Origin of the sequence: Mesorhizobium sp. M0088 (genome assembly GCF_040322895.1) — a bacterium.
In the GTDB taxonomy this organism is placed as follows: domain Bacteria; phylum Pseudomonadota; class Alphaproteobacteria; order Rhizobiales; family Rhizobiaceae; genus Mesorhizobium.
In genome coordinates, this window is sequence record NZ_JAMYUI010000011.1 from 135886 (window position 1) to 156144 (window position 20259).

The following is a 20259-nucleotide window of genomic DNA, read 5'->3' on the forward strand; positions in this document are numbered from 1 at the left end:
GCCATGCCTCGTTTTCGCCGTCAAACGGTCCAAGATCGGGATTTGGAAATGTCATCTGCGCCTCGGAGCTCGGCCGGCGCTGACGCGAGCGCCGCGTAGCGATACGGTCTGAAGGCGGCGAAGGCCGATATCGCCGATCGTTGCGTCAGAGATCACCTCTCCGCCATCGAAATGCAGATGCAATGGCGTGCGGCCTTCCGGCGAACTGCCGCCAGCAACAGCCGTCGCCAGACCGCCGCCTGCATAGCGTGGAATGGCCAGCGAGCGGTTGAAGGTGTCGACGGCGCCACCGAACCGGAAGCCGCGCAGGCCCGCGAAGATGTCCTTGCCGTAGTTCCAAGCATCAAGGACATCGACACCGATCCGCTTCACGGTCTCGGCCGTGAACACATACTCACCATTCGATAGCCACGCCAGAATGCTGTCGGACTTAGGACCACCAGGACCGCGCACGGCACCGCCGCCGGCGAAGCCGCCATGAGAGCCGCCACCCGACGATGACGAAGACGACGATGAAGCCGCCTGCGCCCGCAGCGCCGATGCGGCGGCAGCCGCTTCCCGAAGTGCCGACAGGATGCGAGCAATCGCTGCGTTGATCTGCCCCGCGAGGCTGTTGACGATCGAGGCCAGATTGGAGAACCCGCCCTGTATTAGGCTCTGCAGGCCGCCCATGATCGCGCTGATCTTGCCAGGCAGGCTTTCGAACGGGGTGACGACGGCATCGGCCGCCTGCGAGGCCGACCCGGCGTCAATCGTGCTCAGTGCATCGTTGACACCGCCAGCAGCGTCCTGCGCAGCTGGCGCGATTTTGCCGACGTCGGCGACAATGCCATCGACGGCCGACGCGGCGGCATCCGGCTTGATGGCGTCAGGCACCGCCTGAACCGAATTGGTGATCTCGCCCGAGACTTTCTTGAGCCGGTCAGCAGCCGTCTCCGCACTGTCGGCGACACCGTCGAGCGCTGCTTTGGACTGATCGGCTCGATGCGCGACGCCGTCGACAACGTCGAAGACTTCCTTGGTGATACCGCCGGCGCCGCCGCCACGGATGACGGTGATCTGGTGGTCGAGGTTTTGAACCTTGGTGGCAGCGGCGTCAGCAGCCGTTCCGAGATCCTTGACGCCGGCCGCGCCACCTTCGGCCGCCGTGCGCAGATCCTCGATGTTGCCGACGACCTTGCCGTCAATCGTGTCGCGAACCTCCTGCAGTCTGCGCTCGGTCCCTGCAAGTGCGATATTCGCGCGGACCAGCGCCTCGGTCTGTGTCTCGATGTCGGCTCCCAGTGGAGCTTCGAAACCGCCGCTCTTGAGCGAATCGAGTACGTCCTGCTGCTGTTTTACTCGCGCTTCTGCGGCCAGTTGTGCCGCCTCGGCTGCGGCGAGATTGGTCTTGGCCAGTTGTTTCAGCGCCTCGTCAGCGCCAGGCACGCCGGCCTTGACGGCATCGACAGCCGCTTTCAGCTGCTCCAGCGCCGTCTTGTGCGCGTCGGTCGAATTGATCCAGCCTTGCTGTTTAGCCTTCTCCCGATCGAACACCGCGATCATGCCCTCGGCTGCCAGCGCGATGATCGCCATAGCCCTCCCGAGCGGTGTGGCGAGCGCGGCACGGCTAAGGAAAGCGATGCCTTCGGCGGCCAGGATTGCCGCCGAATAGACCAGCCTGAAACCGCCGACCATGCGAATGAGCGCGGCGCCGATCAGCACTTCGCCAGTGGAGACGTTGGTGCCGAAGACGCCATTGATCGCACCGATCGTCAGGTCGGCGGCGGCCCGCATTTTCTGCATGGCAGGGATCACGACACCGGTTGCGACGCTAGCGAAATCGGATCCGAAACCGACGATGGCATCGCGCCACGAGATCAGCCATTTGTTGCTGGTGACATCGGCATCCCGGCCGGCCAGCGTGGCGAAGAAATCCTTGACGAAAACGGTCGCGACCTGGACGCCGCTCCTGACGAAATCGAGCACCGCGGCGCGGTTGCGCACGATGATGTCGCGAAAGGCGTTGGCGCCGGCCGTGAAGGCAGGCGCGAAAATGAGACCGACTTGGCGAAGCACTCCGCCAAACGTCTTTTGCAGCTCGCCGAGCGAATCGTTGAACGCCTGCGCCGCTTTTATCTGGTCGGGACTGAAGACAATGCCGAGATCGGCCGCCCTGTCTTCAAATTCCTTGATGCCGGCGGAGCCCTGGTTAAGGAACGGGATCAGCTCGGCACCTGCCTCTCCGAACAGCTTAAGTGAAATCGCCGATTTGCGCGCGCCGTCCGGCATCTTCTGGAAGGCGTTGGCCACATCCAGCAGCAGCTGCTCGTTGGTTTTCAGTGTGCCATTGGCGCGCTTGACCTTGATGCCGAGATCGTCGAAGCCGGTCGAGATGCCCTTGGCACCCTTCTGCGCCTTGGCGGTGGCGCCAGACACCTTGTCGCCAAAGCGTGTCACCTCGACGTTGAGATCCTTGAAGGTCTCGACGGTGAAGCCGACGCCCTGCTGGATATCGCGACCAGTCTGCCCGATCGCGGTGCTGATCCTGCCGGCGCCTTTCACCGTCTCGTCGGCGGCTTTGACGATTTGCTTGTTGAAGCTATCCATCGACGTGTTGAATTTTTCCTGGCTGACATCAGCCGCGCCGGCCGCGAAAACCAGCTTCTGATAAGCATCGACCTGCAGCCCTGTCGCCTGCGCATTCTTGACGGCGCCTTCGGCGGCATCAGCCCCGGACTTGGCCAGGAGAAGGATGAACGGTGCGGCGGATGCGACGGCCGCGTGGACGGCAGCGATGCCTATTGCAACGCGCTCGACGGTCGACACCAGGTCGCTGCCGAAGTTGCGCAGTGCGCCGCCAACATTGGCCAGCGACACGTTCTTCGCGGCGGTGTCGATTTTCTTGAGTGCCGTTTCGCCGGACGTGCCGAGTTGCTTCAGCTCGGATTCCATCTCCTGGCCGCCAAGCAGGCGGATCAGGACATTGATCGCGTTACGCTCTGCCATGGGAATTCCCTTCCTGGGACGGTAAACCGTTCACCATCATCGTTAACTTCGTTAACCCAGTTTTCCGGTGTGTCTGACTAGAAGACCCTCGCGCTACCGCCGCCCCGCATAGGGTTTGGAGGCGGGAAGGACCCGTGACGGGGTGGGCTAGGTGCGCTGCCGCGCCGTTCTCTGGCGTCAGTCGGCTTGTTTGAGGCGGATCGGCACTGTTTTGTGCCTTATCTGCACTGTTTCTTGAGATCTGCACTTGCTTGATAGATTGCAAGTCGTTGCTTCGCCTGCTCTTTCTTTCGATAGAACAATGATAGTGCAGCAAGTGCAGTAAAACCACGCGACGCGTATATGAACGAAGGCAACGCCTTGTCAGTGTGTTCAATCCATACGCGTATGCGTAGGGTCGTAAATGCAGCACTATCGGCACTTCCTGCACAACATCTTGAAACATAAACGCTTTTGACAGTGCCGACAGAAGGATGGGCCGCCACACATCGGCACTATCGCGCCTGTTGGCAGTGCTGGACGAGCAGATGCAGGCCGACCATGCGGTTGCTGCCACGTGGGGAAAAGGGTTGGACATCATTGCTGATGCACCTTCCATCTGATGCCGCCGTATAACGTCGAGCCGTTGCTTTTGCGGACGCTCACCAAGCCGCTGCGCATCAGATACTTGCCAAAGGCTATGTGGCTGATGATGACTGCCGAGCCCGCCTGTTCAGTCCAGATCAGATAACGTCCATAGAGTTCTTTGAGTGAGATCTCCGACAGCTGATGGGCCTCGGTGGCTACCTGGAGAAACGATGTCACGGCGCTGATGTGCGGATGATGCCCATTTTTATCAGGTGGTGGCGGCAGGCCAAGCTCGGACCAAAGCCGCCGCGCCGCATTCAGCCCGAACAGCTGGCGAGTTTCGCTGATGAGCGAAAGCCTTGTCCGGAGATCGATTTCCCCCATCCCCCCGACTGCCGGCGAGCGTGGGCTGTCTATGCCAGCACTGCCAGCGGGCTGGTTTGACAAAGTGCTGCTAAGTGATTGATCTTCGGCCGCCGGTTTGATGCGTCTTTTTTCGTAAGCCGTTGATTTCCCATCTTCAACGTTTGACTGAAAATCCGCGTGTCGGTGGTTCGAATCCGCCTCTGGGCACCATTTTTTCAAGCTGAAATCGCTAGATTATTCGATTTTCGTCATTTTGTGCGAAATGGCTTAGGCTCGCCTTAGGCTCTCACCATGACGACGGCGACGTGCAGATGCCACGCTGCACCTAAAGGCAGTTCGTCCTTTGAGTTTGACCCGAGACTCCGGGCTTTCGCCCGACGATCCCTGTCAATGGGTCTCCTGACCGCGGTCGCGCACCTAGGCGCACCTTCATAGAACCCTGCCGGAGCGAGGAACACCAAGGCAGTTATGCACAGGTTCCCGTGGCGGGAATTATCACAGAATTTTCCCGTGGCGGGACTGAAAATCTGGGAATATTTAGTAGGTCGTTCTCGAATCAAGGATGACCCAAATGACCCTCCTCCAGATCGCCTATCTCTGCCTCTCCGCTGGCGCATTCATTGCCTTCGTTGGCTACCTCATCGCGTTCTTCGGTATGGGGGTACACTGATCGCACCGCGATTCTTCCGAATTCGGAAAACTTTTGTCATGCGTGACAAAACATTTGTCGCAGGTGACATAAAATGTCCGATACATGAAGGGTCATCGCAATTTTAAGGATGACAAAAATGACCCTACTGCAAATCGCCTACGCAATGCTCGTCGTCTCGTATATTGTCGCAGTGGTAGCCATGTGGGGTGCGCACTAGAGGTAAAATCGAAGGTACTCAAAACGCACGGTTCGGGTAATAGTCACGCATTCAATGTGACATCTTCCTCTTCGACTTTCATGAGGAGTTGATGGTCAAGAAGAAAACCGATCGTACGGCGGTAAAGTGCGGACCGTTTGTCAATTTCGACATTATCCAGCATTCTATCGCTCTGAAGAATGGCTTGCCATTCACCGTATCCAGTCTTGGGTAGTGTTCCCATAGCGAACCACAACCACAGCAGATGGCTCAAGATTGCGCGAAAGATACCGCCTGACGCGGCGATAGGGGCCGGAAAGATCGGATAGGAGTCATAGTCACCATCTTTTTCACCAAACGCAGTTGAGAGACCTGCCAACATCGTGGGGTGAATCAGTGAGGAACCGGCGAACTCCACGTCCTCTCGCAACATATCGACCAGAGATGTTTTCTCCATACCCAGCGCATTGGCAATCAGGTTCGACACCTTGATCTTCGCCTTGTTTTTGCTGACGTGCTTGTGCCAGAACGCGTTCGCGTCTTTAGGTTCCACAGCATTCACAAATTGCTTAGTTACCTCCTTGTCGTGAATGCAGCAGATGAGCACGTCGACGTGTTCAAGATACCCCCTGGTAAGCGCTCGGGCTTGCAAATCGAACCCGATCTCCGACAGCTCTATGATTGCCCAGAGATCGTTCGCCAATCTGGAGAAGAACGCCAGTGCCGCCACTTGCTCGTCGAGTGGCTTGCTCTCATTTGGTAGTTCATTGAAGTCCTCGATAAGGGCACCAGCCAAGAGGCTCAACCACGAAGCGGCGATGTTCGCACAGCGGTACAGAAGGTAGAATTCTGCATCGGCCACAAGGATCTCGTTGAACTTCTCCTTGCGGACGCCAAGTCCTGCCTCTGCCATTTCATCGAGTTCGGCTTGCGTCTTCCCCCGCAGGTACTCTGCTAGGATCACATCATCAAAATCCTCGCGAGCTGCGGCAAAAGGTGATGAAGTTTCAGAACTCATCACGCCCCTCGACTTGCCTATGAGTGTTCATTTAGATCATCCTCCCTGATGCAGCGATATGACTGAGCGCACGTTGGCGTAGAGAGTACAGGAACATAGTTAGATTGGTAACGTCGCCTCGGTTGATGTCCCCCTTTTGGGAAGAGCTGAAAACCCGCGTGTCGGTGGATCCACTCCGCCTCTGGGAACCGTTTTTCAGCTGACAATCAATCGGTTAATCTGCTTGGTACAGACGGTCACTTTTTCGCGAGGGAAGTCGCATTATCCGCGCATGGGCAGCCGTAGAGACAGTCAATACTCGTTTGCGTAGAAATCCATATCCATCGCAGGCAAGCCCTTCTGCATCTGGCAGCGGATGGGATGTCCAGTCCGCTTGCACGAAGTCGACTTAGCAGAACCCAACTCCATCGCGTCACCACACACATCATAGGCCGAAACAAGTTTGCGCTCATCGACCCGCCAGCGGATTTGATTTGCTTGGTGATCCCCCAACCTTAGGGCAAACTGCCTGCCGGGGCGTCAGGAGGAGAAATGAGAGCACGCGCAGCAACGCTCGGGGATCTGGAGGATGTCTTTCGCGGTCTGTCCAAGCGGATGTCGGATGAATACGTGGCGGCTGGCAAGGACAGCAAGATCGCCTACGACAATCTGATGATGAATTTGAAGGAAGGCCGGGCGCACGCGCTTGTCGAGGGGGACAAGGCCATGGCGATCATCGCCTGGCATGAGAACAGCGACGCCGCCGACACGCTGTTTGCCGCCCAGGAGGATTTCTTCCGGGCCTCGACCGTCCGTTTTTGCAAGCGGCATATCAAGCACATCCAGGCGCTCGCCGGCAACCTCGCCATCCACTCACGCAGCTGGCTGCAGGGGCCGGATGTCGCGAGATGGTTTGGCGTCATCGGCTATGTCGAGCGCGGCCAGGAGAACGGCGCCACGCTGTATGAGCTGCCGCCGGCTCGCATCGGCTAAGGAACCCTGGCTGGTGAAGGTCTTGACAGCAAACGCCGCCTCCACCTCGCCATCGTTCGCACAGGTTCGTCGATGCGGGGTCACCGTCTTGGCTCCAGGCGCCTTCTCGGCGGCCTTCTGGACTGCCTCAGCAAGCGGCTTGCGCCGGGCGCCGATTGGCGGGATGTTATAGGAGGGCAACCGGGGGGCCGGCACGCCGAGATCGATATGGCTGCTGGAAAATGTCACGAGCTTGCTTCGTCTTTCTTGCCTTTGTTGCGTTGGTGAGGCCGGTAGAGGCGGGCGAGTGGATATCTCATCTGCTTGACCGCTCCAGCCTGGCGACCGCCTATTTTCGCCAAGCAGATCTTGTGACCGCATACACGACTGCAATGGCGCGCTTCCGTCTGCAGCTCGCAGGGCGTGCCGGCGAAACCAACCTTGCGGTCCCTCTCGAACCACTGCTTTTGCGGGCGGAATTCCGTGCGCGGACATGGCGCTCGGCGGACGGCAGCCTGTTGCAAGGCTTCGCCGGCAAGGGCGGCTTCCGGCTGACTATCGGGAACTGCCTGGCGCGCATCTGCGCTGCCAGCGAATGCAGCGATGCCGGTTGGCCGGTTTACGCCTGCAGCGACGGAAGCAAGCGCAAGATGTCCGTCCCGGATTTTGTGACGGCAAACTTCGGCGGCGTCTCCTACCGCCGATTGAGCGCCTCCCCTTCACAGGAATGACGGCGTGAGGCGCCGACCTGCTCGCGCCGCATAAGAAATCGCGGGGTAGCAAACCTCCCGATTGGATTCCACTGGCGCCGAGCTCACATCGGCATGCCAATGGTTGAATTATTTGACACCAGCCATGCCCGCAGCCAGACCTACGCGATGCGGCATGGCCGAAGTCGCCGTTGGCACCATTTAGCAAATGCCTGTTGTCTCCAAGTTATCGCCACTTTGTAATTGGCTTCGCTTGCGTGGTTAACCTGCTCCTTGTCGCTAGTCGTACGCTGAGCTATTGGATCGGCTAGATTGGAAAGAAACCGCACGCAAGATGGTCAAATATTTTCAGCGGCGATGTACTTATGTTTTCTACGTGGCGCCATTCAATGGCTTTGGGAGGGTTTGTGGCAAACGACGTCAGCGTGCTAATCCGCGTGCCGAAACACATAGCAAAAGCCTTTGCAGGCCATTGGGATGAGATCAGAGCTGCCGAGGGCATCCCTCCGGATTTCGTGTTACCTCAAGCGGATGAGGTTGAGAGATTTGACGCAGGCGCAATGGCCGAATGGCTTGTTCCACTAACTAGTGCTGTTGGGCCAATCATAACCGGAGTTCTGGGTTACCTGGTTGCGAAGCGTGGAGAGATTGAAATCGGCGAAATGAAGTTCAAAAATATATCTGTATCAGACATCAAGGAAATTATCACTTTTATCGACAAGCGTGGCAAAGATTGAAGCTCCGTCAAATCTCAGTCAGCCTTGAACGATCCTTGCGCCGCCGCATCAATCGCATTGATTCTCTGTCTATAAAAAAAGAAGATTTCGAAAGAACCGCGCACGTTCTAAAACTAATGGATGCCGTATATCCGAATTTTACAAGCGACCTTTTCATTTTAGAAATTTCGTCCACCGAATTTTCTTCTTAATTTCGGCTTTCTGGCGAACAACGAATAATTGTATTCGATCACGAACAGGTAAACTCGCTGAATTGGTTCATAAACCTGAACCTAAAAATCGAACACCCTATTTTTCATTATAATGAGTTTATGATCAGATCGGGAGAATTGCTCGCGAGTTGGGGAGAGATACAGGCCGCCAAACGCATCCATGAGCGGATTGAGGAGGCCTGGCGCTCATACAATTCGGCAATTACGACCCCTTACCCGTACTGGCGACCATTTTACCCAGACGGTCTAAAGTCAGTTAGCAGAGTAGTCGATTATCTCGCGCACTCCTTTGTTTTAGGCCATGAAATAGGGCACCATTTTCAGACACTTGAACCGAATGACGACATCATTCTCGCTAAGACGATCGCGGACGCATATCACGCCGATGCAATGTTCGAGCCCTCCCAGAGCGGCAGCGGCCCGAAATTTGCGTCCTTCTTTCGGCCCCCCATAGATGTGAAGCTGAACGAGGATGGCGTATTCGATGGCCAAGCTACCCGCGGGCGTTTTCTAATTGGATCCTTGGATCAAATAAACGAGCAACAGAAATCTGAGCTGTTCTGCGACTACTTTGCTTTCCTCGCGATATCCCTCAACTCAGCGTCTCGGTCGGTGCCCCATTCTGACGTAATTCGGTCATTGGTTCTATGCATCGAAGGTGTTGAAAAGCTTACATATCTGACGAAGACAATGTTACGCACACCTCGACTCACGCGACGTTGCGCCGTCCGGTTTGACGATGGCCATGGGAAGCTTCGTATAGGCTTTCTCTTATATCTGATGGAAATGTCGAGGACCTCAAATCCTAAAGTGCCGGCGACTTTGCACGACTATTGGTCAAAAATTACACCCGAGTCCGCTAAGCTGATTGAGATGTACAAATCACAGTATGGTCTGAATTCGATTGCTGACATGACTACCTTCTTGGCCCGGGGAGCATTCTGCCTAGGGATTGGAATGCCATTTCCCGACCTTCCCGCAAAACCGGAATCCGGCTCTGAAGGAGTTCTAGAGATGGCCTCTGAGGCTTTTCTAATCCCTTGGCGCTTTCCCTCCAATATCTATGAGATTTCTCGAAACAACGGCTGGAATCCCGATCAACGTGGCGATCCGTCCATGATTGGCTTTGCATCGGCAGTTGCGAATGCTGTTAGCTGCGTGTTTGGTCACGGGCTTGAGTTCAGGAACAACCGGAAAGAAAAAGAGGCAGCAGTGTGGCTTGTTCGAAGCCCCCGCGCTCGTCTTTTGAATCCCAGCGAGCGGGGCGTGGACAGGCGCAATGGAAGAAAGCAAAGGGACGCTACCCGGAGATGACTCGGGGTGCAAAAGATAGCAGCCATCGCTACTACCCCTACCCCGCGAGGTTTTCGCGTTCAGTCGAGTTCGGGAGTTGGCACCTTTTTTTCACTGCAAACGCTGCCTGAACCGCGCGATTGACCGTGACCGGCAGGATCGACATGTGGTTCTCGCCGGCGTGCAGTTCGAAGCGCGCACGCACGCCCGAGAGAGCATCAAGCCGCTGCGCCATTGCCCGCGCGAATTCGTCGGTGCGTGTTATCTTCTTCTGCTGCAGGCGCTTTTCCTCGTCCTCGGCGCCAATCTGGAACGGCGCCAGCTTCTCGGTCTCGTACTCGCCGGCCGACAGGATCACGGTCGCCGCCAAACCAGCGGGGATGGCGGCCTCGAAGGTTTCGAGAAAGCGGTCGATGGCACGCTCTTCCCAATAGATGGCGGGGCTCGCCGCGATCCAGGTCTGGAAGGCAGACGGCCGCGTGAACAGGGCATAGAGCGCAAACAGACCACCGAAAGAATGGCCGTAAAGCGCCTGGCGGCTAGCGTCGACCGTGATCCGACTGGCGACCCACGGCTTCAACTCGTCTTCGATGAAGGCAAGGAATTCCGCTGCCCCACCCGTCCGGACTTCGGGCGTGCCCTCGTAGAAGGGCGGATAGGTCTTGCCCGGCGGCGGGCCGAGATCCCATGAGCGGCGCAGCGGGTCGTAGGCGCCGTCGACGGGATAGCCGATGGCGACGATGACGCCCCAGCCGACATTGGTGCCCGTTGGATAGAAGGCCTGCGCGCGCATGGCGTCGACCGCCGTGCCGATGACGGCGTTGCCGTCGGTCATGTAGAGCACAGGCCAGCCGGCCTCGGGCACCGGCCCGGACGGCACATGCAGGAATATCCGCCAGGGGGCGCCGCCCTGCGCCGGGACAAGATCGTGGACCGTGGTGTCGGCGATCAAGGCTGGCATCGACTTGGACATCGATATCTCCACAAGGGCTAAAGGTCAGCGGCGGCGCAGCAGCCACATCAGCACCGGGCCGCCGATCAGTGTGGCGACGAGACCGGCCGGGATCTGGCGCGGGAAGATGGCGGTGCGGCCGACCCAGTCGGCGGCGACCATGATCAGCGCGCCGGCGAGCACCGCGCCAACGGCCTGCGGCAGCGCACGGGAGAGGCCAAGGCGACGGGCAAGGTGCGGCGCCATCAGGCCGATGAAGGTCAGCGGACCGACGATCAGCGTCGAGGCTGCGGTGAGTGCCGCGACCACCAGCAGCACGAGAAGCCGCGTCCTCTTCAGGTCAATGCCAAGGCCCTGCACAGCGGCGGGGCCAAGCGGCAGGATGTCGAGCCAACGCATGAAGAAAGGCGCGAGCGCGAAGAGGCAGACGGCGATGCCACCGGTGAGCAAGGCGTCACCGACATCGACGCCATAGGTCGAACCGGTCAGCCAGTTGAGCAGCAGCATGGCACGCGGATCGCCGGTGGCGGTGAGCACCAGGATCAGCGCGTCGAACAAGGCCGTCAGAGCAACGCCGGCGAGCAGCAGCCGCTCCGGCGCATAGGCGGCACGGCGGCCGATCGCCAGCGTCACCAGCAAAGCGGCGAAGGCGCCGATGGTTGCCGCCGCCGTCTGAACCGGGCGTCCGGCATCCGAGAGCGCAAACAGCGCCACCATCATGCCGAGCGCAGCACCGGCGCTGATGCCAAGCACTTCGGGGCTGGCCATCGGATTGCCGGTCAGCCGCTGCATCATCAGCCCGGCAAGCGCCAGCATCGCCCCGGCGCTCAGCGCGGCAAGCACGCGGGGCCACCGCCACGACAGCAAAGGCTGCAGCTCGTCGCCGAAGGCGAAGGTCCAGCCATGCGGGCCCGGTCCATAGAGCAGGGCCAGCCCGAGCAGCAGAAGCAGAGCCAGGCCGATCGCCGCCAGCATAAGGCCGGGCCGGCTTGCGCGCGGCAGGCGCGCGGCCATCAAGGTCGGGGCTTCCGAGCCAAGAGCAAGGCGCGGCAGCAGCCAGAGAAGCAGCGGCGCGCCGAGAAGTGCTGTAATCGCTCCGGTCGGCAGCAGGTCGCCTTGCGGCCCGGTGGCGATCTGCACGGCCTGGTCGGCAGCCCACAACAGCGCCCCGCCGATCAGCGGCGCCATCACCAGTTGCTGGCCCAGCCGCCGGGCACCGCCGATCCGCGCGAGCGTCGCCGCGGCCAGGCCGACGAAACCGATGACGCCGACAGCGGCAACGACAAACGCAATCAGCGCGACGGCGGCAGCCAGTCCGGCGAAGCGATAGGCGCCGAGCGGCACGCCAAGGCTGCGCGCGCCTTCATCGTCGAGGCCAAGCAAGGTCAGTGGCCGCACCATGAGGAAGATCGCAAGCGCAGCAGTGCCGATGCGCGGCAACAGCCACAGCGTCGTCGACCAGTCCTGCTGGCCGAGCGAACCGGCGCCCCAGATGAACAGGCTGGCCAGCCATTCATGCCGCAGCACAATGAGAGCGGCACCGATGGCGCCGGCATAAAGGCTGACGACAAGCCCCGCCAGCACGACCGAAAGCGGTGACAGGCCTTTGTGCCAGGACAGAGCGAAAACGGCGGCAAGGGCGACGAATGCGCCAGCCAGCGCCACCCATTCGCGCCCGAAGGCAAGCAGCGACGGCGACAGAAGCGTCGTCAGCGCCAGCGCCAGATAGGCACCGGCCGAGACGCCGACCGTTTCGGGCGAGGCAAGCGGGTTGCGCAGAACCTGCTGCAGGACGGTTCCGGCAAGCCCGAGCGCCGCACCGCACAAGAGGCTGACGGCAAGCCTGGGCAGGAAGGCATAGTGGACGAGCACCTGCCGCATGTCGGCGATGTCGGGGGCGGCGAGCGATTGGAGCCAGAGCGCCGATGGTAGCTGCACGGTGAGGTTTGAGACGGTTGCCGCTGACGCTGCCGCGAGCAGCACCACGCAAAGCAGGATCGCGCCTACCGGCTGATTGCTGAAAAAGCTCCACGCGGAGGCCCGGCCGGCCGACGCAGGCTTCCCCCCTTGGGCAATGGCCGCAGCATCCTCAGCCACGGGCGGCCTCCCCGGTTATCGCCGACGCCAGGACCCGAGCAAAACGGGTGGCGGACGGAAGGGCGCCGAACATATGGACGGCGGGAAGACGCATGATCGAGCGGTTGCGCACGAAAGGCATGGCGTTCCAGACCGGACTTTCGGTCAGCGTGCCGCCGGCGCCCTCGGGCAAGGGTTCGAGATAGGCGAGGCGAGCGTCGCTGGATGTCGCCAGCCCGTCGATACCAATGGTCGAAAACCCCCAATAATTGGTCTCGGCCGTCCAGGCGTTGGCGAGCCCGATGCGATCGAACACCTCCTGAAACAGACTCTTCTTGCCGTAGACGCGCACATTGCGCGGGTCCATGAAGCTGACGACATAGATCGGCCGCGCCGAAAGCGGCGCCAGTTGCCGGCGAACTTCCGAAAAATACGCATCTGTCGCCGCGATCAGCGCCTCGCCTTCGCTTTCATTGCCGACAAGCCCGGCAAGCTGGCGCGTCGCCTCGAGCGCGCGCTGATAGGGCTGCCCGGCCTCGGTATAGAGCCCGATCGTCGTCACCGGCGCCACGCGTTCGAGCAGCGGCTTGATGCCGTCGAGATACGGCATGGACAGGATGATGTCGGGCCTGAGTTGCTGCAGCAATTCGAGATTGGGTTCGAGCAGCGTTCCGACATCGGCGATCTCAGGCGGCAGCGGCGGTTCGACCACCCAGGTCTCCCAGATGTCGCGACCGGCAATGGCAACCGGGCTGACACCGAGCATGAGCAAGGTCTCGGCCAGGCCGTCATCCAGGCAGACGATGCGCAACGGTTTCGCCGTGGCAGATGGCGATGCAATTGCGGCAAAGGGCAGAACGAAAAGTCCCAGCGCGCCGCGCCGGGTGATCCGACCGCGGAGACGGTCGGCCCTGTGGGATTCAAGGGCTGCCATCATCGCGCAGCGCCTGTGCGGAAAGCCGGCTGGGCGTGGATTTCAGGCACGGGTTTTCTCCAAAACGACGCATTCAAAATCTGGCTGCCGGCAGCCGATGGTCGGTTGACTATGAAACATGACTTCCATAGTCAACATTGAAGATGACTAACCGAGTCAACAAATTTAAATTGGCGCAAGGCGGACCGGTCCTGCGCGCATTGCGGGCAGTGAGGGTATCAAGATGGGGTTGAGTGCATATCGTGCGGCGCGGCGGCGAAGCCGGACCCGGAGCCTCGTGGTCGCATCGCTTTCGACCCTGCTTTGCACCCAGGTCCTTGCGCAGGAAGCCGCGACCGAGCTCAACCCGATCAATGTCGAGGGACAGAGCGACAGCCCGGTCGGACCGGATGACGGCTACATCGCCAAAAACACCACCACCGGCTCGAAAACCGACACGCCGCTGAAGGAAATTCCGCGCTCGATTTCGGTGGTGACCCGTAAGCAGCTCGACGATCGCCAGCCGGGGCAGCTTGAGGACGCCTTGTCCTATCTCGCCGGCGTCACCATCTCGCCATGGGGCGTCGACGATCGCTTCGACCAATGCCTGATTCGTGGGTTCGACCTCTGCACGTCGGCGATCTATCGCGACGGGCTGCCGCAGAAAGTGATCGATTTCTCAGGCTTCAAGATCGAGCCCTACGGGCTGGAGCGAATCGAAGTCTTGAAGGGGCCATCCTCGGTGCTCTACGGCGAGAACGAGGCTGGCGGCATGGTCAATGCCGTCACCAAGCGGCCGACTGACAAGCCGATCTATGACGGCTTCCTCAGCTATGGCAGCTTCAACACCGTCGAGGCCGGGCTGGATATAAGCGGCCCGATCGACGATGCCGGCGTGTGGTCCTACCGGCTGACCGGCCTGGTTCGCAACGGCGCGCTCGAAACCGACTATTCCCGCAACGACCGCATCTTCGTCGCGCCGGCGCTCAAGTGGCAGCCGGATGCGCAGACCTCGCTGACCGTCCTGGCCAACTACCAGTGGGACAGGCTGACGACGAATCAGTTTCTGCCGGCGCAGTATGGCAATCTGCCGCGCAATTTCTTCACCGGCTCGCCTGACTTCGACCGCTTCGATGCCAACCATGGTTCGATCGGCTACCAGTTCAGCCATGAGTTCGACGACCATTGGACGGTGCGGCAAAACCTGCGCTACTCGCAGCAGGAAACCGACTACCGGCAGCTCTATTTTGGCGAGTGGCTTGGCGGCCCATACATCGGCGCAGACGAACATACGGTGCAGCGCACGCTGTTCACCGTGGATGAGACGGCAAGGCTGTTCAACGTCGACAACCAGGCCGAGTACAAGGCTGACTTCGGCGTGGTCGAAAACAAGCTGCTGTTCGGTCTGGATTACAGCAGACAATCGGTCGACGGGCGCAACGGCTACGGGGCGGGTCCGCCGCTGGACACCCAGAACCCGGACTACTCGATCCCTGTCACGCCGCCGAGCCTCATCATTACGGATCGCGTGGAGACGATCGGCCAGGTCGGCCTCTATGCACAAAACCAGTCCAAGATCGCCGACCACTGGGTCCTGACAATCGGCGGCCGGCAGGCCTGGATCGACCACACCAATTTCAACCGACTCGACGGTGCAGGCAGCTACGATCAGAAGGACCATGCCTTCACCGGCAATATCGGCATCGGCTATCTCTTCGACAACGGCCTGACGCCCTACGCCAGCTATGCCGAATCCTTCACCACCAACATCGGCCCGACCCAGTCCGGAGACGCGCTGCTGCCCTCGTTGGGCAAGCAGTATGAAGTCGGCTTGAAATACGAGCCGACCTTCTTCCCCGGCTTCATCACCGCTTCGCTGTTCGACCTGCGCAAGACCAATGTGCCGACGGCAGCAGCCAATCCCGTCTACCAGGTCCAGACCGGAGAAGTCCGCCATCGCGGCCTGGAGATCGAGGCCAACGCAGATCTGGCTTCCGGCCTCAGCATGACGGCGGCCTACACCTATCTCGACGCGGAGATAACCAGCGATGCCGCCGCCGTCGTCGGTAACCGCCCGGCCAGGGTGCCGGAACACCAGGCATCGCTGTGGGCCAATTATGAGGTTGGCAGCGGCGTGCTCGAGGGCCTGAGCGTCGGCGCCGGCGTGCGCTATATCGGCGCCAGCTTCGGTGACAATACGAACACGGTTAACGTGCCCGGCCACACGCTGGTCGACGCGGCGCTGCGCTACAAGAAGAATGGCTGGCAGGCAGCGCTCAATGTCTCCAACCTGTTCGACAAGACCTACTATTCGACCTGCTATGAGGCCGGCAGCAATGCCGACCTCAGCTGCATCTATGGCGAAGGCCGCGTCATCAAGGGCAGCCTCAGCATGAAGTTCTGATGCATGCCGCTCGGCTGCCTCGGCTGGCAGTGATCTGGCATGCGGGATCTGAAGCGCGCCGCACGAACCTGTGATGACGCGCGTCCAGAGCCGCGATTCGACGCGGCCCTGTCCTCCGTCCGGATGGCGGCAAGACGATTCGCACCGTCACGGTGGGCGTGCGACGTCCGCTCGCCGAAAATCGCTGCCCGCGAAGCGCAATCCACGTCCCGCATCATTTTTCCTCCACGAATGCATTCCAGGATGGATGGTCCCACGACCGCCTCCGGGCGGCGCGCTCTGGATTGGATTGCCTGAAAAAGGCAACGAATCAAAAAACCGGCGGCGGTCGTCGCCAGAAGGTGTAGAAGACCGTACCAAACGCATTGAAGGGAGTGCGATCGGGTTGCGCTCGGCAAGGCTTGATGGTTTGTTGCCGCTATACGGAGAATGAATGATGCGAGAGCCTGCCGGTCAAGACGAATACGGGTCGACGAACCCTTTCGATCCGGACGATCTGCCAACCTTGAACGCAATCGGCCCGAGCATGGGAAGCGGCAATGATTTCGAGAGATATGCCGTTGCCGTGATCATCGTGTTCGGTGCGCTGATCATTGGCGGGCTGATGGCCGCATCGATGGTCTTCGGGCACCGCAACGGCTTCCTCTTCGCGCTTGGCGGCGCCACGTCCGCCTGGATATCCGGAAACGCGCTGCTGCTCGACCGGCCGCGTATCTATGCGCTGTTCGTCGGCATTGCCGCCTTGATGCTGGTTGCGTCCACTCTCACGCTGGTCTTGTGACGGCCAAATCGGTGTGAGCCGATCCACTTGAGCAGCGGGCGATCAACCCGAATCGCCACGCTGCACCAGGTTTTTCCTCCGAGCTATCAGTATCCGAGCGCCTCGCCAGAGGCCGCGCGGCTGTCGATGGCGCCGTTGTAGCGCGCGCCGCCGCCCTTCTCGATTTCCGCCAGGCTCTTGCCGCCGACCAGGATGCCGGCCGCCTGCCCCCAGGTCTGGTCAGCGAGATCGAGGTGATATCCCATGCCGGCCAGCAGCTTTTCTGTGTCCGGCGACAGGCCGAACGGCTCGACATAAACCTTGTCGGGCAGCCATTGATGGTGGATGCGAGGCGCGTCGATCGCCTCCTGGATGTTCATGCCGTGGTCGATGACATTGACGATCGCTTCCAGCGTGATCGTGATGATGCGCGAGCCACCCGGGCTGCCGATGACCATGAACGGTTTGCCGTCCTTGGCGACCACGGTCGGGCTCATCGACGACAGCGGCGTCTTCTTCGGCTGGATGGCGTTGGCCTCGCCCTGGACCAGGCCGTAGAGATTGGGCACGCCGGGTTTCTGGGTGAAATCGTCCATTTCGTTGTTGAGCAGGATGCCGGTGCCGTCGGCGACGACGCCGGCTCCAAAGGAGCCATTCAGCGTGTAGGTGACCGCGACCGCATTGCCTTCATCGTCGATGATCGAATAATGCGTCGTCTCCTTGCTCTCGCCAAAGCCCTTCGGCATCAGATCCTGCGACACGCCGGCCCGGAACGGGTCGATCTTGTCGCGGATATCCTTGGCATAGGCCTTATCAAGCAATTTCGAGACCGGATTGTCGACGAAATCGGGATCGCCGAGCGCGGAATTGCGGTCGACATAGGCGTAGCGCATCGCCTCGACCATGACATGGACCGTCTCGGCCGAACCGGCACCGAGATAGGACAAGGGATAGCCCTCCAGAACGTTGAGGATTTCGCAGATGATGACGCCGCCGGAGCTGGGCGGCGGCGAGGAGGTGATCTCATAGCCGCGATAGGTGCAGGTCACGGGCTTGAGTTCGCGCACCGCATATTGCTCGAAATCCGGTTTGGCGAGAATGCCGCCCTTGGCGCCGCTCGCCTTGACGATGGCATCGGCGATGGCGCCTTTGTAGAAGGCATCCGTACCCTCTTCGGAAATGGCGACGAGCGAGGCGGCGAGGTCGGGCTGAACCAGCCGCTCGCCGATGCCATAGGGCTTGCCGTCGGGTTTCAGGAATATCGCCGCGGCCGCGGGGTCCTTCGCCAGCCTGTCGGCACTGCCGGCAAACGAGGCGGCGTCGCCCTGGTTGAGGATGAACCCGTCCTTGGCGTAGCCGATTGCCGGCGCCATCAGATCCTGGCGGGACAATTTGCCGTATTTTTCACGGGCCATCTCCAGACCGGCCACCGAACCCGGCACGCCGACCGCAAGATAGCCGTCGAGACTGGCCCCCTTCACCGGGTTGCCGTCCTTGTCGAGATACATGGTTTTTGTCGCCGCCAGCGGCGCCCGCTCGCGAAAATCGAGGAAGGTTGACTTGCCATCCTTGAAGCGGATGGTCATGAAGCCGCCGCCGCCGATATTGCCGGCATTGGGGTAGACGACGGCGAGCGCATAGCCGACGGCAACCGCCGCATCGACAGCATTGCCGCCCTTCTTCAAAACGCCAATGCCGACTTCGGACGCCAGATGCTGGGCCGTCACCACCATGCCGTGCTCGCCCTTGGCTGGCGCCGGCGATGCGGCGAAGACGCCCGTCAACGGCGCGAGGGCGAAGGTGATGGAAAGACTGGCGGCGATCAGTGTCCGACGGTTGAGAGGCATGGCGGTTCTCCGGGCGGGGACGCCTAGAAGACCGTGTTGGACTGATCGAGTCCACTAACAATTAAGGGAGCACGAGAAAGAGCCCCCTCACCCGGATTGCCAACCGAATTGCGAAGGGCAATTCGCGGCAATCCGACCTCTCCCCTAGGGGATAGGAGGTTGTCAGCGCTGACGCCAGTCTCTTCTCCCCTGCGGGGAGAAGGTGGCCGCAAAGCGGCCGGATGAGGGGCCGGCTCGGCCTCAGACAATCCCGCCCGAACCGCCGGCGACCGCCGGGCGTTCCGCCGCGACCTTGGCGCGGTAACCCGCTGCCCGATAGGCGGCAACCGGATCGATGGCGCCGCCAGTCTTCAGCCGCGCCATGGCCAGGATCGGCTCGACATCGGTTCGGTAAGCGGCTTTCAGCGTCTGCGTCGCCATCAGCGCGTCATTACTGTCCTGAAAACCTTCCAGCGCCTTGCGATCGACGAGCAGCGCCTGCGCATAGGCGCGCTGCACCTCGACCGCCGACAGCATCAGGCTTTCGATCGGATCGGTGACGTTGTGACTCTGGTCGAGCATGTGCGCCGGATCGAAGCCTTCGGTGCCGGACAGTTCGGCATCGACCAGTTCGTTGAAGACGAGGAACAGCCGGTAGGGGTCGATCGAACCGGCATCGAGATCATCGTCGCCATATTTCGAATCGTTGAAATGGAAGCCGCCGAGCTTCTTGAATTGGATCAGCCGCGAGACGATCATCTCGATGTTGACGTTGGGGGCATGGTGGCCGAGGTCGACGAGACAGAACGCCTTGTCGCCCAATTCCCTGGCGATCATGTAGTTGGTGCCCCAGTCCTGCACGACGGTGGAATAGAAGGCCGGCTCGTACATCTTGTGCTCGCTGAACAGCTTCCAGCCGGCGGGCAGTCCGGCGTAAACCTCTTTCATGGCGTCGAGATAGCGCTCGAACGCCTTGGCGAAATTGACCTGGCCCGGGAAGTTCGAACCGTCGCCGATCCACACCGTCAGGGCCTTGGAGCCGAGCGTCTTGCCGATCTCGATACATTCGAGATTGTGCTCGACCGCTTGCCGGCGCGTGCCGGCATCGGCATGCGACAGCGAGCCGAATTTGTAGGAAAGCGCCTGGTCCTTCACGTCGGAAAAAGTGTTGGAGTTCATGGCGTCGAAGCCGAGGCCAAAGCGCGAAGCCGCCTGCTTCAGCCGGTTCGGGTCGGCCTTGTCCCACGGAATGTGCAGGGAGACGGTCGGCGTCGCTTGCGTCAATTGCTGGATGACGGCGCAGTCCTCGATCTTGTCGAAGATATCGCGCGGCTCGCCGGCGCCGGGAAAGCGGGCAAAGCGCGTGCCGCCGGTGCCGACGCCCCAGGACGGGATCGCCACCGCGAATTTCTCGACCTTGTCTCTGATAGCGTCGATGGCGATGCCGCGACGGTCGAGCCGCTCGCCGAGCGAGGCGTAGTCGCGCTCGAGGTTGGGCTTGCGCGCGCCGTTGTCCTTGTCGACGAGGTCGGCGGAGATGATGGATTCGGACAAGTGCTGATTCCTCCCACAATATGTTCGGGCAGCGCTGCCCCTCATCCGCCTGCCGGCACCTTCTCCCCGTATAGTGACGGGGAG

14 protein-coding genes are annotated in these 20259 nt (G+C 60.6%); 6 read left to right on the plus strand and 8 right to left on the minus strand.

The annotated features are described in order from the left end of the window. Positions 1–51 precede the first annotated feature (51 nt). From NKJ67_RS15280 to NKJ67_RS15290, 3 genes are all read right to left on the minus strand, one after another. Positions 52–2988: a hypothetical protein gene (locus NKJ67_RS15280; RefSeq protein WP_352581831.1), complete on the minus strand. Its 2937-nt coding sequence runs from the start codon at positions 2986–2988 to the stop codon at positions 52–54. Positions 2989–3564: 576 nt separating this feature from the next. Further along, positions 3565–4140: a hypothetical protein gene (locus NKJ67_RS15285; protein ID WP_352581832.1), complete on the minus strand. Its 576-nt coding sequence runs from the start codon at positions 4138–4140 to the stop codon at positions 3565–3567. A gap of 693 nt (positions 4141–4833) precedes the next feature. After that, entirely contained in the window at positions 4834–5787 is a 954-nt protein-coding gene (locus tag NKJ67_RS15290) for a hypothetical protein (RefSeq protein WP_352581833.1), read from the minus strand. 531 nt (positions 5788–6318) lie between these two features. On the opposite strand from NKJ67_RS15290, the gene NKJ67_RS15295 reads away from it, so the two are divergent. From NKJ67_RS15295 to NKJ67_RS15310, 4 genes are all read left to right on the plus strand, one after another. Beyond that, positions 6319–6759: a hypothetical protein gene (locus tag NKJ67_RS15295; RefSeq protein ID WP_352581834.1), complete on the plus strand. Its 441-nt coding sequence runs from the start codon at positions 6319–6321 to the stop codon at positions 6757–6759. A gap of 350 nt (positions 6760–7109) precedes the next feature. Beyond that, positions 7110–7469, plus strand: a complete 360-nt coding sequence (locus NKJ67_RS15300) for a hypothetical protein (protein ID WP_352581835.1) — start codon at positions 7110–7112, stop codon at positions 7467–7469. Between the two features lie 386 nt (positions 7470–7855). Then, the gene (locus NKJ67_RS15305) at positions 7856–8185 is read left to right on the plus strand and encodes a hypothetical protein (RefSeq protein WP_352581836.1); all 330 of its coding nucleotides are present in this window, start codon (positions 7856–7858) and stop codon (positions 8183–8185) included. A 311-nt stretch (positions 8186–8496) separates the two neighbouring features. Continuing rightward, the gene (locus NKJ67_RS15310; RefSeq protein ID WP_352581837.1) at positions 8497–9711 is read left to right on the plus strand and encodes a hypothetical protein; all 1215 of its coding nucleotides are present in this window, start codon (positions 8497–8499) and stop codon (positions 9709–9711) included. 37 nt (positions 9712–9748) lie between these two features. Here NKJ67_RS15310 and NKJ67_RS15315 read toward each other — a convergent pair whose 3' ends face one another. From NKJ67_RS15315 to NKJ67_RS15325, 3 genes are read right to left on the minus strand one after another with little or no spacing between them, the layout of a single operon-like run. Further along, on the minus strand, positions 9749–10663 hold the full coding sequence (locus NKJ67_RS15315) for an alpha/beta hydrolase (protein ID WP_352581838.1): 915 nt from the start codon (positions 10661–10663) through the stop codon (positions 9749–9751). Between the two features lie 24 nt (positions 10664–10687). Continuing rightward, positions 10688–12739, minus strand: coding sequence for a Fe(3+)-hydroxamate ABC transporter permease FhuB (gene fhuB, locus NKJ67_RS15320; protein ID WP_352581839.1), 2052 nt, complete (start codon positions 12737–12739; stop codon positions 10688–10690). Then, the gene (locus NKJ67_RS15325; RefSeq protein ID WP_352581840.1) at positions 12732–13529 is read right to left on the minus strand and encodes an ABC transporter substrate-binding protein; all 798 of its coding nucleotides are present in this window, start codon (positions 13527–13529) and stop codon (positions 12732–12734) included. The genes fhuB and NKJ67_RS15325 overlap by 8 nt, the downstream gene beginning before the upstream one ends. 400 nt (positions 13530–13929) lie before the next feature. On the opposite strand from NKJ67_RS15325, the gene NKJ67_RS15330 reads away from it, so the two are divergent. After that, positions 13930–16035: a TonB-dependent siderophore receptor gene (locus NKJ67_RS15330; RefSeq protein ID WP_352581841.1), complete on the plus strand. Its 2106-nt coding sequence runs from the start codon at positions 13930–13932 to the stop codon at positions 16033–16035. Between the two features lie 433 nt (positions 16036–16468). Further along, positions 16469–16816 carry a hypothetical protein gene (locus NKJ67_RS15335; RefSeq protein WP_032808338.1) on the plus strand — a complete coding sequence of 116 codons (348 nt, stop codon included), beginning with the start codon at positions 16469–16471 and terminating at the stop codon, positions 16814–16816. 86 nt (positions 16817–16902) lie between these two features. On the opposite strand, the gene ggt is transcribed toward NKJ67_RS15335, so the two are convergent. Then, positions 16903–18642 carry a gamma-glutamyltransferase gene (gene ggt, locus NKJ67_RS15340; protein WP_352581842.1) on the minus strand — a complete coding sequence of 580 codons (1740 nt, stop codon included), beginning with the start codon at positions 18640–18642 and terminating at the stop codon, positions 16903–16905. A gap of 240 nt (positions 18643–18882) precedes the next feature. Next, positions 18883–20175 (minus strand): L-rhamnose catabolism isomerase, encoded by a 1293-nt coding sequence (rhaI, locus tag NKJ67_RS15345; RefSeq protein ID WP_352581843.1) that lies wholly within the window; start codon positions 20173–20175, stop codon positions 18883–18885. Between the last annotated feature and the right edge of the window lie 84 nt (positions 20176–20259).

What these genes read in the sequence shown, in the direction of transcription:
- NKJ67_RS15290 (WP_352581833.1), bottom strand. Translation starts at nt 5,787, where the DNA reads ATGAGTTCTGAAACTTCATCACCTTTTGCCGCAGCTCGCGAGGATTTT.
- NKJ67_RS15315 (WP_352581838.1), bottom strand. Translation starts at nt 10,663, where the DNA reads ATGTCCAAGTCGATGCCAGCCTTGATCGCCGACACCACGGTCCACGAT.
- NKJ67_RS15280 (WP_352581831.1), bottom strand. Translation starts at nt 2,988, where the DNA reads ATGGCAGAGCGTAACGCGATCAATGTCCTGATCCGCCTGCTTGGCGGC.
- NKJ67_RS15295 (WP_352581834.1), top strand. Translation starts at nt 6,319, where the DNA reads ATGAGAGCACGCGCAGCAACGCTCGGGGATCTGGAGGATGTCTTTCGC.
- ggt (WP_352581842.1), bottom strand. Translation starts at nt 18,642, where the DNA reads ATGCCTCTCAACCGTCGGACACTGATCGCCGCCAGTCTTTCCATCACC.
- NKJ67_RS15310 (WP_352581837.1), top strand. Translation starts at nt 8,497, where the DNA reads ATGATCAGATCGGGAGAATTGCTCGCGAGTTGGGGAGAGATACAGGCC.
- NKJ67_RS15335 (WP_032808338.1), top strand. Translation starts at nt 16,469, where the DNA reads ATGATGCGAGAGCCTGCCGGTCAAGACGAATACGGGTCGACGAACCCT.